This is a genomic window from Allobosea sp. CER48 (genome assembly GCF_044752385.1).
Lineage (GTDB): Bacteria > Pseudomonadota > Alphaproteobacteria > Rhizobiales > Beijerinckiaceae > Allobosea.
Window position 1 is genome coordinate 1 of sequence record NZ_JBIWYK010000021.1, and the last position, 15,431, is coordinate 15,431.

Sequence of the window (15,431 nt, forward strand, 5' to 3'; positions counted from 1 at the left end):
GATTTCGGGGCGCGCGAGATCTATGGCGGGCTCTCGCTGCCGGCGATCTGGCCACAGGGCGCGGGCTATGCCGACGAACTCTTCCGCGGGCATGCCATCCTGGCCTTCGGGCTGATCGGGCTTGTCGCGCTGCATATCTGCCTGGCGCTCGACGACTATATCCGGCAAGCTCCGGCCGCCCACCCGAAAGAGGCGGCGCACGCCGAAGCCTCTTCCCTTCCGCGCCCGGATATGCCATAGGCCCGGCCTCAACCGCGTGGGAGGCGTGCCGGTCGCCAGCCGGATCATAGGCGCCGCACCACGCACTGCAACCACCCCGGCCCCAACGAAGAGCGTTGGCAGGCAGGGGCGTCGTCGTTCCGATAGGCAGCGGGGCGGACGGCAGGAGCAGCCATCATGGCAAAGAAGATCACGGGCTACGTGAAGCTTCAGGTTCCGGCGGGCGCGGCCAATCCGTCGCCGCCGATCGGTCCCGCGCTCGGTCAGCGCGGCCTCAACATCATGGAATTCTGCAAGGCCTTCAATGCGAAGACCCAGCAGATGGAAAAGGGTATGCCGATCCCGGTGATCATCACCGCCTATGCGGATCGCTCCTTCACCTTCGAGATGAAGCAGCCGCCGGTCTCCTACTGGCTGAAGAAGGCTGCGGGCCTGGCTTCGGGTTCGAAGACCCCGGGCAAGGGCGGCAACGTCGGCAAGGTCACCACTGCGCAGATTGCCGAGATCGCCGAGAAGAAGATGGCCGATCTCAACTGCGACACCGTCGAATCGGCTTCGGCCATGATCCGTGGCTCGGCCCGCTCGATGGGCCTGGAAGTCGTGGGCTGAGGGGAGGCTGACAATGGCACATGTGGGAAAGCGCGTCGTCAAGGGCCGTGAAGGCATTGACCGCACCAAGCTCTACTCGCTCGATCAGGCCGTGACCTTCATCAAGGATCGCGCCAACGCCAAGTTCGACGAGACCGTCGAGATCGCGATGAACCTCGGCGTCGATCCGCGTCACGCCGACCAGATGGTCCGCGGCGTCTGCAACCTGCCGAACGGCTCGGGTCGTACGCTGCGCGTCGCCGTCTTCGCTCGCGGCGCCAAGGCCGACGAGGCCAAGGCCGCCGGTGCGGACATCGTCGGCGCCGAGGAGCTGGTCGAGACCGTCCAGAAGGGCGAGATCAACTTCGACCGCTGCATCGCGACCCCGGACATGATGGGTCTCGTCGGCCGTCTCGGTAAGGTGCTCGGCCCGCGCGGCCTGATGCCGAACCCGCGCGTCGGCACCGTCACCATGGACGTCACCGCCGCCGTCGCCGCCTCCAAGGGCGGTTCGGTCGAGTTCCGCGTCGAGAAGGCCGGCATCATCCACGCCGCTGTCGGCAAGGCCTCGTTCTCGGCCGAGAAGCTCTCCGAGAACATCAAGGCGTTCGTCGACTCCGTCGCCAAGGCGAAGCCGACCGGCGCCAAGGGCACCTATATCCAGCGCGTCGCGATCTCGTCGACCATGGGTCCGGGCGTCAAGGTCGAGCCGAACACCGTCATCGGCGGCTGATATCAGGGAAGGGCGGTCGCTGCGGCGGCCGCCCGCCCGCTCTTGATTTCGTGAAGTCAAGAGCCTACTTGGCAGAAGCAGGCGAAAGCGCTATACGCACGCCTGTTTCCACGAGTGACAAGGCTCCGGCGTGCTTGACACGAAGGGGTCTGTTTCGCGTTTTTCGGCGGATTTTCGCCGAAGAATGGGTGTTTCAGGGGCGAGGGAGCGATCCTTCGAGCAGGAATCACCCAGTCCTGTCTGAGACTGCAGGTGCCTTCCCGGTTCGTCCGGGAGCATAATTTCGCCAAGAGGCCTGCATAGACGGTGCAAGAGCTCAATCCCGGATCTCAGGATCCGGAGAAGACGGTTCGAACCATCTCGCCCGGTCGCGGCCTCATCGAGGTTCGGGAGCGGGGACAGGGCACCAAGCGTCGCTTCGCAGGACGCCGGTGTCAACCGGGGTTCCAGGAAGCGGCATTTGCAACCGGCGGCGAGCCTTCAAAAGCTTGTCGCCTACCGGAGAGAGCCCAGTGGATAAAGCGGCAAAGAAAGATGCCGTCGCGTCGCTGAACGATGTGTTTGCGAACACGTCGGTCGTCGTCGTGGCCCACTATGCGGGCTTGACCGTGGCCCAGTTCCAGAAGCTTCGTCGCGAGATGAAGGCGAATGGCGCCACTGTTAAGGTCGCAAAGAACCGCTTGGCCAAGATCGCTCTTGAAGGCACCGACGTCGCGTCCATCAGCAACCTGCTGACGGGTCCCACCCTGATCGCTTATTCCAACGATCCGGTCGCGGCGCCGAAGGTCGCCAGCGCATTCGCCAAGGAGAACGACAAGCTCGTCATCCTGGGCGGCGCGATGGGCAAGACCGCCCTGAACCCCGATGGTGTCAAGGCCCTGGCCACGATGCCCTCGCTCGACGAACTGCGCGCCAAGCTCATCGGCCTTGTCCAGGCCCCGGCTACGAAGATCGCGCAGCTCACGAACGCGCCCGCCGGCAAGCTGGCTCGCGTGGTTCAGGCATACGCCGACAAGAATGCGGCTTGATAGCCAGCAAACCCTTATCGTTCGAACCTCTTAAAACAGGAAGTTTAACATGGCCGATCTCGCCAAGCTCGTCGACGAGCTGTCGTCGCTCACCGTTCTCGAGGCTGCTGACCTCGCCAAGATGCTCGAAGAGAAGTGGGGCGTTTCCGCTGCCGCCGCCGTCGCCGTTGCGGCTGGCCCGGCTGCTGGTGGCGCTGCCGCCGCCGCTGCTGAAGAGCAGACCGAGTTCACCGTTGTCCTGGCTTCGGCCGGCGACAAGAAGATCGAGGTGATCAAGGAAGTCCGCGCCATCACCGGCCTGGGCCTCAAGGAAGCCAAGGACCTCGTTGAGGGCGCTCCGAAGCCGCTCAAGGAAGGCGTTGCCAAGGACGAGGCCGAGAAGCTCAAGAAGCAGCTCGAGGCCGTCGGCGCCAAGGTCGAGCTCAAGTGAGCTAGGGCCGGCTGATGCCGGTCCGACCGTAGTCACTATCGACAGTCCCGGGGCGGCTACGCCTCCGGGGCTGTTGCGTCGTTTCCGCGCCGGAGCGCGGGAGTAGTTGCTGGAGCCTGCCGCAACCATGCGGCGAAGCTCCGATTGAAATGCAGGTCGGCGCGATGCGGCGCCGAACGGCTCACCCGGCGGCCTGGTGCCGCCCTTGTCCCGGACCGCCGGGTGAGCCGTCCGAAGAGATTGCGAGGAACAACATGGTCAATTCGCTCCAGGGTCGCAGGCGCGTCCGCAAGTTCTTCGGCAAACTCAAGGAAGTGGCTGAGATGCCGAACCTCATCGAGGTTCAGAAGGCGTCCTATGACCAGTTTCTGATGGTCGACGAGCCCAAGGGCGGCCGGCCCGACGAAGGGCTTCAGACCGTCTTCAGGTCGGTCTTCCCGATCGGCGATTTCTCCGGCGCCTCGCTGCTGGAGTTCGTGAAGTACACCTTCGAGCCGCCGAAATACGATGTCGACGAGTGCCGCCAGCGCGGCATGACGTTCTCGGCGCCGCTCAAGGTGACGCTGCGCCTGATCGTGTTCGATATCGATCCGGACACCCAGGCGAAGTCGGTCAAGGACATCAAGGAGCAGGATGTCTACATGGGCGACATGCCGCTCATGACGGATAACGGCACCTTCATCGTCAACGGCACCGAGCGCGTCATCGTCTCGCAGATGCACCGCTCGCCGGGCGTGTTCTTCGACCACGACAAGGGCAAGACCCATTCGTCGGGCAAGCTGCTTTTCGCGGCCCGCATCATCCCCTATCGCGGTTCCTGGCTCGACATCGAGTTCGACGCCAAGGACATCGTCTACGCCCGTATCGACCGGAAGCGTAAGATCCCGGTCACCTCGCTGCTGTTCGCGCTCGGCATGGACGGCGAGGAGATCCTCAACCGCTTCTACAACCACATCGCCTACACCAAGGACGCCAAGGGCTGGCGCGTTCCCTACGATGCGGAGCGCATGAAGGGCTTCAAGGCCACCGAGGACCTGATCGACGCCGACACCGGCGAGGTCGTGGTCGAGGCCGGCAAGAAGCTCGTCGCCCGCACCGCCCGTCAGCTCGCCGAGAAGGGCCTGAAGTTCCTGCGCGCGCAGGACGAGGACCTGTACGGCCAGTACATCGCCGAGGACCTGGTCAACCCCGCCACGGGCGAGATCTTCGCCGAGGCCGGCGAGGAAATCTCCGAGAAGCTGCTGAAGCAGCTCGTCGACGACGGCTTCGAAGAGATCCCTGTGCTGGATATCGACCACATCACGGTCGGCCCCTACATCCGCAACACGCTCAACGTCGACAAGAACTCGCGCCGCGAGGAGGCCCTGTTCGACATCTACCGCGTGATGCGTCCGGGCGAGCCGCCGACCCTCGAGACGGCTGAGAACATGTTCCAGTCGCTGTTCTTCGACGCCGAGCGCTACGACCTCTCGGCCGTCGGCCGCGTGAAGATGAACATGCGCCTCGACCTCGACGCCGAGGACACCGTGCGCATCCTGCGCAAGGAGGACATCTTCGCGGTCGTCAAGGCGCTGGTGGACCTGCGCGACGGCAAGGGCGAGATCGACGACATCGACCATCTCGGCAACCGCCGCGTGCGTTCGGTCGGCGAGCTCATGGAGAACCAGTATCGCCTGGGCCTCCTGCGCATGGAGCGCGCCATCAAGGAGCGCATGTCCTCGGTCGATATCGACACGGTCATGCCGCAGGACCTGATCAACGCCAAGCCGGCGGCGGCTGCCGTGCGCGAGTTCTTCGGCTCGTCGCAGCTCTCGCAGTTCATGGACCAGACGAACCCCCTCTCCGAGGTCACGCACAAGCGTCGCCTTTCGGCGCTTGGCCCGGGCGGCCTGACCCGCGAACGTGCCGGCTTCGAGGTGCGCGACGTGCATCCCACGCACTATGGCCGCATCTGCCCGATCGAGACGCCGGAAGGCCCGAATATCGGCCTGATCAACTCGCTCGCCACCTTCGCGCGGGTGAACAAGTACGGCTTCATCGAGAGCCCCTACCGCCGCATCCGCGACGGCAAGGTCACGAATGAGGTGATCTATCTCTCGGCGATGGAAGAGGCGAAGTACAATGTCGCCCAGGCGAATGCCGCCGTCGACGCCGAAGGGCGCCTGACGGACGACCTGATCGTCTGCCGCCGCGCCGGCGAAGTCATCGTCACGCCGGTCGACAAGGTCGACTTCCAGGACGTGTCGCCGAAGCAGCTCGTTTCGGTCGCCGCGGCGCTGATCCCGTTCCTCGAGAATGACGACGCCAACCGCGCGCTGATGGGCTCGAACATGCAGCGCCAGGCGGTGCCGCTGGTTCGCGCCGATGCGCCCTTCGTCGGCACCGGCATGGAAGCGGTCGTCGCCCGTGACTCGGGCGCGGCCATCGCGGCCCGCCGCGCCGGCGTCGTCGACCAGGTCGACGCGACGCGTATCGTCATCCGCGCTTCGGAGGAGATGGATCCGACGAAGCCGGGCGTCGACATCTATCGGTTGCAGAAGTTCCAGCGCTCGAACCAGTCGACCTGCATCACGCAGCGTCCGCTGGTGCGTGTCGGCGACGTCGTCAAGAAGGGCGATATCGTCGCGGACGGCCCGTCGACGGAGTTCGGCGAGCTCGCGCTCGGCCGCAACGTGCTCGTCGCGTTCATGCCGTGGAACGGCTACAACTTCGAGGACTCGATCCTTCTCTCCGAGAACATCGTGGCCCAGGACGTCTTCACCTCGATCCATATCGAGGAGTTCGAGGTCATGGCCCGCGACACCAAGCTCGGCCCGGAGGAAATCACGCGCGACATTCCGAACGTCTCGGAAGAGGCGCTGAAGAACCTCGACGAAGCCGGCATCGTCTATATCGGCGCTGAGGTGGCGGCGGGCGACATCCTCGTCGGCAAGATCACGCCGAAGGGCGAGAGCCCGATGACGCCGGAAGAGAAGCTGCTGCGCGCCATCTTCGGCGAGAAGGCTTCGGACGTGCGCGACACCTCGCTGCGCGTTCCGCCGGGCGTGCAGGGCACGATCGTCGAGGTCCGTGTGTTCAACCGCCACGGCGTCGACAAGGACGAGCGTGCCCAGGCGATCGAGCGCGAGGAGATCGAGCGTCTCGCCAAGGACCGTGACGACGAGCAGGCTATCCTGGACCGCAACACCTTCGCGCGTCTGGCCGAGATCCTGACCGGCAAGACCGGCCTCGCCGGCCCGAAGGGCTTCAAGAAGGACACGGTCATCACCCGCGAGGTGATGAGCGAGTTCCCGCGTTCGCAGTGGTGGCTGTTCGCGACCGCCGAAGACTCGCTGATGACCGAGATCGAGGCGATGCGGAAGCAGTACGACGAGTCGAAGAAGCGTCTCGAGCAGCGCTTCCTCGACAAGGTCGAGAAGCTGCAGCGCGGCGACGAACTGCCTCCGGGCGTGATGAAGATGGTCAAGGTCTTCGTCGCGGTGAAGCGCAAGATCCAGCCGGGCGACAAGATGGCCGGCCGTCACGGCAACAAGGGCGTGGTCTCGCGCATCGTGCCGGTGGAGGACATGCCGTTCCTCGAGGACGGCACCCATGCCGACATCGTGCTGAACCCGCTCGGCGTGCCCTCGCGCATGAACGTCGGCCAGATCCTGGAAACGCATCTGGGATGGGCGGCTGCGGGCCTTGGCAAGCAGATCGGCAAGGCGCTCGACGCGTACAAGAAGTCGAACGACTTCAAGGCGCTGAAGGCCCAGTTCGATGCCGTCTACGAGGATAACGAGATCATCGCCTCGATGGACGAGAACGAACTGGTCGAAATGGGCCAGAACCTGCGGCGGGGCGTGCCGGTGGCGACACCGGTCTTCAACGGCGCCAAGGAGGCCGATATCGAGCGGCTGCTGGAGCAGGCCGGACTGCACTCGTCGGGTCAGTCGACCCTCTATGACGGGCGCACGGGTGAGCCTTTCGACCGCAAGGTCACGATGGGCTACATCTACATGCTCAAGCTGCACCACCTCGTGGACGACAAGATCCACGCGCGTTCGATCGGCCCTTACTCGCTCGTCACCCAGCAGCCGCTGGGCGGCAAGGCGCAGTTCGGCGGCCAGCGCTTCGGCGAAATGGAGGTCTGGGCGCTCGAGGCTTACGGCGCGGCCTACACGCTGCAGGAGATGCTGACGGTGAAGTCGGACGACGTCGCGGGCCGTACCAAGGTCTACGAGTCGATCGTGCGCGGCGAGGACAACTTCGAAGCCGGCATCCCCGAGAGCTTCAACGTTCTCGTCAAGGAGATGCGTTCGCTCGGCCTCAACGTCGAGCTCGTCAACAACAAGGCGAAGCCGGGCGAGTTGCCGCCGGCCGAGGCGGCCGAGTGAGCCGTTAACCAAGCCTTGTATAGATGCCGGCGGCACTGACGCCGCCGGCCGACGGAATTTACGAGCCGGGCAGGGCGGCCCTAGCCCCCGCCGGCGGAAGGAGACAGGCGATGAAGCAAGAGGTCATGAACCTTTTCGGCCAGCAGCCGGTCCAGCAGGCCTTCGACGCGATCAAGATCTCGATCGCGAGCCCGGAGAAGATCCTGTCCTGGTCCTATGGCGAGATCAAAAAGCCGGAGACCATCAACTACCGCACGTTCAAGCCGGAGCGTGACGGCCTGTTCTGCGCCCGCATCTTCGGGCCGATCAAGGACTACGAGTGCCTGTGCGGCAAGTACAAGCGCATGAAGTTCAAGGGCGTCATCTGCGAGAAGTGCGGCGTCGAAGTCACGCTCGCCCGCGTCCGGCGCGAGCGCATGGGCCATATCGAGCTCGCCGCCCCGGTCGCGCATATCTGGTTCCTGAAGTCGCTGCCGTCGCGCATCGGCCTGCTGATGGATATGCCGCTCAAGGATCTCGAGCGCATTCTCTACTTCGAAAGCTACGTCGTCATCGAGCCGGGCCTGACCCCGCTGAAGGACCGGCAGCTGCTCTCGGAGGAGGAGTACGTCCGGGCTCAGGAGGAGTACGGCGCGGACACCTTCACCGCCATGATCGGCGCGGAAGCCATCCGCGAGATGCTGCGCGCGCTCGATCTCGACCAGATCAACGCCGACCTCAAGCATGAGATCGCGACGACGACGTCGGAGCTGAAGCCCAAGAAGCTGATGAAGCGCCTCAAGATCATCGAGGCCTTCCAGGAGTCGGGCAACAAGCCGGAATGGATGGTGATGACCCAGATCCCGGTCATCCCGCCGGATCTGCGTCCGCTGGTGCCGCTCGACGGCGGCCGTTTCGCCACCTCGGACCTGAACGACCTCTATCGCCGCGTCATCAACCGCAACAACCGCCTGAAGCGCCTCATCGAGCTGCGCGCGCCGGACATCATCATCCGCAACGAAAAGCGGATGCTGCAGGAGTCGGTCGACGCCCTGTTCGACAACGGCCGCCGCGGCCGCGTCATCACGGGTGCCAACAAGCGCCCGCTGAAGTCGCTCGCCGACATGCTGAAGGGCAAGCAGGGCCGCTTCCGCCAGAACCTGCTCGGCAAGCGCGTCGACTATTCCGGCCGTTCGGTCATCGTCGTCGGCCCGGAGATGAAGCTGCACCAGTGCGGCCTGCCGAAGAAGATGGCGCTCGAGCTGTTCAAGCCGTTCATCTATGCGCGCCTCGACGCCAAGGGCTACTCGACCACGGTCAAGCAGGCCAAGAAGCTCGTCGAGAAGGAGAAGCCGGAGGTCTGGGATATCCTGGACGAGGTCATCCGCGAGCATCCGGTGATGCTGAACCGCGCGCCGACGCTGCACCGCCTCGGCATCCAGGCCTTCGAGCCCGTGCTGATCGAGGGCAAGGCGATCCAGCTGCATCCGCTGGTCTGCGCCGCCTTCAACGCGGACTTCGACGGCGACCAGATGGCCGTGCACGTCCCGCTGTCGCTCGAGGCGCAGCTGGAAGCGCGCGTGCTGATGATGTCGACCAACAACATCCTGCACCCGGCGAATGGCCAGCCGATCATCGTGCCGTCGCAGGACATCGTTCTCGGCCTCTACTACCTCTCGATCGTCTCCGACGGCGAGCCGGGCCAGGGCAAGGCGTTCGGTGATTTCGGCGAGCTCGAGCATGCGCTGCACGAGAAGGTCGTCACGCTGCACTCGAAGATCAAATATCGCTGGACCGGCGTCGGCCAAGACGGCAAGCCGTACACGAAGATCTACGACACCACGCCGGGCCGCGTGATCCTTTCGACCGCGCTGCCGGAGCACCCGGCCGTGTCCTTCGACGTCGTCAACAAGCTGATGACCAAGAAGGAAATCTCCGGAATGATCGACGCCGTGTATCGCGGCTGCGGTCAGAAGGAATCGGTGATCTTCTGCGACCGCGTCATGGGCCTCGGCTTCAAGCACGCGTTCCGCGCCGGGATCTCCTTCGGCAAGGACGACATGGTCGTGCCGGAGAACAAGTGGCAGATCGTCGACACCACCCGCGCGCTGGCCAAGGACTACGAGCAGCAGTACCAGGACGGCCTGATCACACAGGGCGAGAAGTACAACAAGGTCGTCGACGCCTGGGCGAAGTGCTCCGACAAGCTCGCCCAGGAGATGATGGCCCGCATCTCGACCGTGCAGAAGGACGACCTCGGCCGCGACAAGCAGATCAACTCGATCTACATGATGTCGCACTCCGGCGCCCGTGGTTCGCCGGCGCAGATGCGCCAGCTCGCCGCCATGCGCGGCCTGATGGCCAAGCCGTCGGGCGAGATCATCGAGAGCCCGATCATCTCGAACTTCAAGGAAGGCCTCGACGTTCTCGAGTACTTCAACTCGACCCACGGCGCCCGCAAGGGCCTCGCCGATACGGCGCTCAAGACGGCCAACTCCGGCTATCTCACCCGCCGCCTCGTCGACGTGGCGCAGGACGCGATCATCTCCGAGACGGATTGCGGCTCGGATAACGGCATCAAGATGCGCGCCATCGTCGATGCCGGCCAGGTCGTCGCCTCGCTCGGCATGCGTATCCTGGGCCGTGCTGCGGCCGAGGACGTGCTCGATGTCGAGGGCAAGGTCCTCGTCGCCAAGGGCGTCGTGATCGAAGAGAGCGACATCGCCAAGATCAACGCCGCCGGCGTCCAGGAGGTGAAGATCCGTTCGGTTCTCACCTGCGAGACCAAGAACGGCGTCTGCGCCACCTGCTACGGGCGCGATCTGGCCCGCGGCACGCCCGTCAACATGGGCGAGGCCGTCGGCGTCATCGCGGCGCAGTCGATCGGCGAGCCGGGCACGCAGCTCACCATGCGTACCTTCCACATCGGCGGCGCGGCCACCATCGCCGACCAGTCCTTCGTCGAGTCGAACTTCGAAGGCACGGTCAAGATGCGCAACCGCAACGTCGCGCGGAACTCTGACGGCGACCTGATCGCCATGGCGCGCAACATCGCCATCGTGATCGTCGGTCCTGACGGGGCGGAGCGCGCGGTCCATCGCGTCCAGTTCGGCTCGAAGCTGCGGGTCGACGAGGGCGACAAGGTCAAGCGCGGCCAGCGCCTGATCGAGTGGGATCCCTATTCCCGCCCGATCCTGGCGGAAGTGGACGGCAAGGTCGGCTACGAGGATCTCGTGGACGGCATGTCGATCACCGAGACGACCGACGAGGCGACCGGCATCTCCAAGCGTGTCGTCATCGACTGGCGCGGCTCGGCCCGTACGGCCGATCTCAAGCCGGCGATGGTGATCCACGGCGCGGACGGCAAGGTGGCGAAGCTCGCCCGTGGCGGCGACGCCCGCTACATCCTGCCGGTCGACGGCATCATCTCGGTGGAGCCGGGCCACTCGATCAAGGCCGGCGACGTGCTGGCGCGTGTCTCGACCGACTCGGCCAAGACCCGCGACATCACCGGCGGTCTGCCGCGCGTCGCGGAGCTGTTCGAGGCACGTCGTCCGAAGGATGCGGCGATCATCGCCGAAAAGTCGGGCGTGATCGGCTTCGGCAAGGACTACAAGAACAAGCGTCGCGTCACGCTGACGCCGCATGATGGCTCGGACGGGGTCGAGTATCTGATCCCGAAGGGCAAGCACATCCATCTCCAGGACGGCGACGTCGTGGAGGTCGGTGACTACATCCTCGACGGCAACCCGGCGCCGCACGACATCCTTGCGATCAAGGGCGTCGAGGAGCTGGCGGCTTATCTGGTCAACGAAATCCAGGAGGTCTACCGCCTCCAGGGCGTGACCATCAACGATAAGCACATCGAGGTCATCGTCCGGCAGATGCTGCAGAAGGTCGAGATCACGGAGTCGGGAGACAGCGACATCCTGACCGGCGATCAGATCGACCGGATCGAGCTGGAAGAGGTCAATGCGAAGCTGCGCGAGGAGGGCAAGAAGCCGGCTTCCGGCGTTCCGGTCCTGCTCGGCATCACCAAGGCCTCGCTGCAGACCCGCTCCTTCATCTCGGCGGCTTCGTTCCAGGAGACCACCCGCGTCCTCACCGAGGCGGCGGTCAACGGCAAGTCGGACCTGCTGGAAGGCCTCAAGGAGAACGTCATCGTCGGCTCGCTGATCCCGGCCGGCACCGGCGCGCAGGTCGCCCGCATCAAGCAGGTGGCGACGCGTCGCGACGATCTCATCGTCGGCCAGAAGGCGGATGCGGCGGCGAAGGCCGCTGCCCAGGCTGCGGCGGTTCTGCCCGCGGCGGAGTGAGAAGCTCCGGGGGGCAATCCTCGGTAATCATTGGAAAGGCCGCCCGCTCCGGGCGGCCTTTTTGTTTCACGCCGGGACAGGCGCGCGCCGAACCAGCCCGAACCCCGCAAAACAGCGGCTTTTTCGCCGGTTTCGGGGTTGACGCGAATCTTTCTGTGAGTCATAAGCGCGCCACTGTCGACGGCTGTCGGACACGTCTGTCGCTTGCACATGCTTTGCAAGCGAGTTTCGCGACCGAAACTCCGTCGGAATTCCAGCGTCGAACGACGACATGGCAGGACGCATGAACGCGGTTTTCCCCGTGTTCCTCTGCATGGCAAGCGCGCCTGAGGCCCCTTGAGGGAGCCGATGGCGCGGCTTCGTTTATGCCACGTCTTTGTTTGCGCTGGGAGATTGACCAGGGAATTTCCAAACGCTCAGTGGGGCGAGAGGCCAGAATGCCGACAATCAGCCAGCTCATCCGCAAGCCGCGCTCGCCCGTGAAGGCGCGTAACACCGCCCCGGCGCTCGAGTCGTGCCCGCAGAAGCGCGGCGTCTGCACGCGCGTCTATACGACGACTCCGAAGAAGCCGAACTCGGCGCTCCGCAAGGTTGCCAAGGTTCGCCTGACCAACGGCTTCGAGGTGATCGGCTACATTCCGGGTGAGGGTCACAACCTCCAGGAGCACTCGGTCGTCATGATCCGTGGCGGCCGCGTGAAGGACCTTCCCGGCGTGCGCTATCACATCCTGCGCGGTGTGCTCGACACGCAGGGCGTCAAGAACCGCAAGCAGCGCCGTTCGAAGTACGGCGCGAAGCGTCCGAAGTAATTTCGGCCTGACCGGCCGGGCGAGAGGCCTGGGCCGGTCCGCCGCGTTGAAGATTTACGGAGACTAGACGATGTCCCGCCGCCACAGTGCCGAAAAGCGCGAAATCATCCCGGACCCGAAGTTCGGCGATGTCGTCGTGACCAAGTTCATGAACTCGGTCATGTATGAAGGCAAGAAGTCGACCGCCGAGCGGATCGTCTACGGTGCCTTCGACATCATCGAGGCCAAGACCAAGAGCGAGCCGCTCGGCGTGTTCAAGAGCGCGCTCGAGAACGTCGCTCCGGCGATCGAGGTCCGTTCCCGCCGCGTCGGCGGTGCGACCTATCAGGTTCCGGTCGAGGTTCGTTCGGAGCGTCGTCAGGCGCTCGCGATCCGCTGGCTGATCGCCGCCGCTCGCGGCCGCAACGACAAGACCATGGTGGAGCGCCTGTCGGCCGAGCTGATGGACGCCGCCAACAACCGCGGCAACGCCGTCAAGAAGCGCGAAGACACGCACCGGATGGCGGAAGCCAACCGCGCCTTCTCGCACTACCGCTGGTAAGCGGCGCGCTGACCCGAGACATAGAGCACGATCATGGCCCGTTCCCATCCCATCGACCGTTATCGCAACTTCGGCATCATGGCCCACATCGATGCCGGCAAGACGACGACGACCGAGCGCATCCTCTACTACACCGGCAAGTCGCATAAGATCGGCGAAGTCCACGACGGCGCCGCGACCATGGACTGGATGACGCAGGAGCAGGAGCGTGGCATCACGATCACCTCCGCTGCGACGACCTGCTTCTGGCGCGACAACCGCCTGAACATCATCGACACCCCCGGCCACGTCGACTTCACCATCGAGGTCGAGCGTTCGCTGCGCGTGCTCGATGGCGCAGTCTGCGTGCTCGACGGCAACCAGGGCGTCGAGCCCCAGACCGAGACCGTCTGGCGCCAGGCCGACAAGTACGACGTCCCGCGCGTCGTCTTCGTCAACAAGATGGACAAGATCGGCGCCGATTTCTATCGCTGCGTCCAGGACATCATCGACCGCGTCGCCGGCAAGCCTGTCTGCCTGCAGATCCCGATCGGTTCGGAGTCGAACTTCGCGGGCGTCGTCGACCTCGTGAAGATGAAGGCGATCGTCTGGAACGGCGAGGCGCTCGGCGCGTCCTTCGAAGAGCAGGACATCCCGGCCGATCTCGCCGACAAGGCTGCCGAGTATCGCTCGAAGCTCGTCGAGGCCGCCGTCGAGATGGACGACGCCGCGATGGAAGCTTACCTCGAAGGCACCGAGCCGGATGCCGACACGCTGCGCAAGCTGGTCCGCACCGCGGTGCAGCGCCGCGCCTTCCACCCGGTCCTCTGCGGTTCGTCCTTCAAGAACAAGGGCGTGCAGCCGCTGCTCGACGCCGTCGTCGACTATCTGCCGTCGCCGGTGGATCGCGGCGCGGTTGAAGGCATCGACTTCAAGACCGAGGAGCCGACCGTCCGCAACCCGAGCGACAGCGACCCGTTCGCGATGCTCGCGTTCAAGATCATGGACGACCCCTTCGTCGGCACCATCACGTTCTGCCGCATCTATTCGGGCAAGGTCGAGGCTGGTCAGGGCGTCATCAACTCGACGCGCGACAAGAAGGAGCGCGTGGGCCGCATGCTGCTGATGCATGCGAACAATCGCGAGGACATCAAGGAGGCCTATGCCGGTGACATCGTCGCTCTGGCCGGCCTGAAGGACGTCCGCACCGGCGACACGCTCTGCGACCCGACCAACGCGGTCATCCTGGAGCGCATGGAGTTCCCGGAGCCGGTCATCACGATCGCGATCGAGCCGAAGTCCAAGGCCGACCAGGAGAAGCTGGGCCTCGCCCTGTCGAAGCTCGCGAACGAGGATCCGTCCTTCCGCGTGTCGACCGACCAGGAGAGCGGCCAGACCATTCTGAAGGGCATGGGCGAGCTCCATCTCGACATCAAGGTCGACATCCTGAAGCGCACCTACAAGGTCGACGCCAACATCGGCGCGCCGCAGGTTGCGTATCGCGAGACGCTGACCAAGAAGGCCGAGATCGACTACACTCACAAGAAGCAGACCGGCGGTACGGGCCAGTTCGCCCGCGTCAAGCTCGTCATCGAGCCGAACGAGACCGGCAAGGGCTTCGAGTTCGAGTCGAAAATCGTCGGCGGCGCGGTGCCGAAGGAGTACATCCCGGGCGTCGAGAAGGGCCTGCAGTCGGTCATCGGTTCGGGCGTGCTCGCCGGCTTCCCGGTCGTCGACGTCAAGGTCTCGCTGATCGACGGCGCGTTCCACGAAGTCGACTCGTCGGCTCTCGCCTTCGAAATCGCCTCGCGTGCCGCTCTGCGTGAAGGTCTGCAGAAGGGCGGCTCCGTGCTGCTCGAGCCGATCATGAAGGTCGAGGTCGTGACCCCGGAAGACTACACCGGTTCGGTCATCGGCGACCTGAACTCGCGCCGTGGCCAGATCCAGGGCCAGGACATGCGCGGCAACGCCGTCGTGATCAACGCGATGGTTCCGCTGGCCAACATGTTCGGCTACGTGAACCAGCTGCGTTCGTTCTCGCAGGGCCGCGCAAACTACACGATGCAGTTCGACCACTACGAGCAGGTGCCGTCGGCGGTCGCCGCCGAGGTTCAGGCCAAGTACGCCTGAGCCCCGCACCGAACCGACTGACCATTTGAACAAGATCTGACGGAGGCTACGATGGCCAAAGAGAAGTTTTCGCGGACGAAGCCGCACTGCAACATTGGAACGATTGGTCACGTTGACCATGGCAAGACGTCTTTGACGGCTGCGATCACGAAGGTTCTGGCGGAGTCGGGCGGCGCGTCGTTCACGGCGTACGACCAGATCGACAAGGCTCCGGAAGAGAAGGCCCGCGGCATCACGATCTCGACGGCGCACGTCGAGTACGAGACCCCGGCGCGTCACTACGCGCATGTGGACTGCCCCGGC

10 protein-coding genes and 1 pseudogene are annotated in these 15,431 nt (G+C 64.7%); all 11 read left to right on the top strand.

The genetic code is table 11. The features are described from left to right. Positions 1-240, top strand: a pseudogene (locus ACIPIA_RS01910) (hypothetical protein); the annotation flags it as partial. A 156-nt stretch (positions 241-396) separates the two neighbouring features. Beyond that, positions 397-828, top strand: coding sequence for a 50S ribosomal protein L11 (rplK, locus tag ACIPIA_RS01915; protein ID WP_400506127.1), 432 nt, complete (start codon positions 397-399; stop codon positions 826-828). Positions 829-841: 13 nt separating this feature from the next. Continuing rightward, positions 842-1,540, top strand: a complete 699-nt coding sequence (rplA, locus tag ACIPIA_RS01920; RefSeq protein WP_400506129.1) for a 50S ribosomal protein L1 — start codon at positions 842-844, stop codon at positions 1,538-1,540. A gap of 512 nt (positions 1,541-2,052) precedes the next feature. Further along, positions 2,053-2,568: a 50S ribosomal protein L10 gene (gene rplJ, locus ACIPIA_RS01925; RefSeq protein ID WP_400506131.1), complete on the top strand. Its 516-nt coding sequence runs from the start codon at positions 2,053-2,055 to the stop codon at positions 2,566-2,568. A 49-nt stretch (positions 2,569-2,617) separates the two neighbouring features. Then, on the top strand, positions 2,618-2,998 hold the full coding sequence (rplL, locus tag ACIPIA_RS01930) for a 50S ribosomal protein L7/L12 (RefSeq protein ID WP_400506133.1): 381 nt from the start codon (positions 2,618-2,620) through the stop codon (positions 2,996-2,998). Between the two features lie 254 nt (positions 2,999-3,252). Beyond that, positions 3,253-7,374, top strand: a complete 4,122-nt coding sequence (gene rpoB, locus ACIPIA_RS01935) for a DNA-directed RNA polymerase subunit beta (protein ID WP_400506135.1) — start codon at positions 3,253-3,255, stop codon at positions 7,372-7,374. Between the two features lie 110 nt (positions 7,375-7,484). Further along, complete coding sequence (gene rpoC, locus ACIPIA_RS01940) at positions 7,485-11,669, top strand: DNA-directed RNA polymerase subunit beta' (protein ID WP_400506137.1); 4,185 nt, start codon at positions 7,485-7,487, stop codon at positions 11,667-11,669. Between the two features lie 437 nt (positions 11,670-12,106). Next, the gene (gene rpsL / locus ACIPIA_RS01945) at positions 12,107-12,478 is read left to right on the top strand and encodes a 30S ribosomal protein S12 (RefSeq protein WP_038358286.1); all 372 of its coding nucleotides are present in this window, start codon (positions 12,107-12,109) and stop codon (positions 12,476-12,478) included. A gap of 70 nt (positions 12,479-12,548) precedes the next feature. Further along, positions 12,549-13,019 (top strand): 30S ribosomal protein S7, encoded by a 471-nt coding sequence (gene rpsG / locus ACIPIA_RS01950; RefSeq protein ID WP_400506139.1) that lies wholly within the window; start codon positions 12,549-12,551, stop codon positions 13,017-13,019. Positions 13,020-13,052: 33 nt separating this feature from the next. Then, positions 13,053-15,128, top strand: a complete 2,076-nt coding sequence (gene fusA / locus ACIPIA_RS01955; RefSeq protein WP_400506141.1) for an elongation factor G — start codon at positions 13,053-13,055, stop codon at positions 15,126-15,128. A 51-nt stretch (positions 15,129-15,179) separates the two neighbouring features. Beyond that, a partial coding sequence (locus ACIPIA_RS01960) for a GTP-binding protein (RefSeq protein ID WP_400506143.1) occupies positions 15,180-15,431 on the top strand: 252 nt, incomplete at its 3' end.